The organism is Vibrio sp. 2304 (genome assembly GCF_033339475.1).
In the GTDB taxonomy this organism is placed as follows: domain Bacteria; phylum Pseudomonadota; class Gammaproteobacteria; order Enterobacterales; family Vibrionaceae; genus Vibrio; species Vibrio alginolyticus.
This window is the reverse complement of record NZ_JAWOUQ010000126.1, coordinates 1-532: the sequence shown is the minus strand read 5'-3', so window position 1 is coordinate 532 and position 532 is coordinate 1. Positions and strand designations below refer to the sequence as shown.

Sequence of the window (532 nt, the reverse complement as noted above, 5' to 3'; positions counted from 1 at the left end):
CAATATACACCGAGCGAATAAAGCGTGGGATCAGGGCCAAACAAATCGCCAGCAAGATATTAAATTCACCAAAGCCAAGGAATGCCACAAAAATGATCGCGAGCAATAGCGATGGGATCGACATAACGGTGTCGAGAAGGTGGTTCAAAGTACTGGAAAGCAGACCTTTCGTCATCCCCGCCAGCACCCCGATAAAGCAACCTACGATGGTCGCAATCGCAGTAATGCCAACTGCTGCGCCAAAAGTCAGTTGAGAGCCCATGATCAAGCGCGACAGAATATCACGACCTAAGTCATCGGTTCCTAGAAAGTAATCGACAGTGCCCGCTGGTGCCCATGAAGGGGGAACGAGTAACTCACCAGATTGTGCTTGTGGATCAAACGGGGCAAGCCACGGAGCTAAAATGGTGATCAATACAATCAAGCCTAAACACCACAAGCCAAACATCGCTAAACCGTTAGCGCGGTAACTACGCCAAAATCGCTCAAACTGAGTTGGAATGCGTTCTTCCTGATAAACGTTATTTGTTAG

At 48.3% G+C, this 532-nt stretch carries 1 pseudogene; it reads right to left on the bottom strand.

What is annotated here, in order from left to right:
- Window positions 1–532 (bottom strand): annotated as a pseudogene (locus R7P64_RS24620) (peptide ABC transporter permease); the annotation flags it as partial.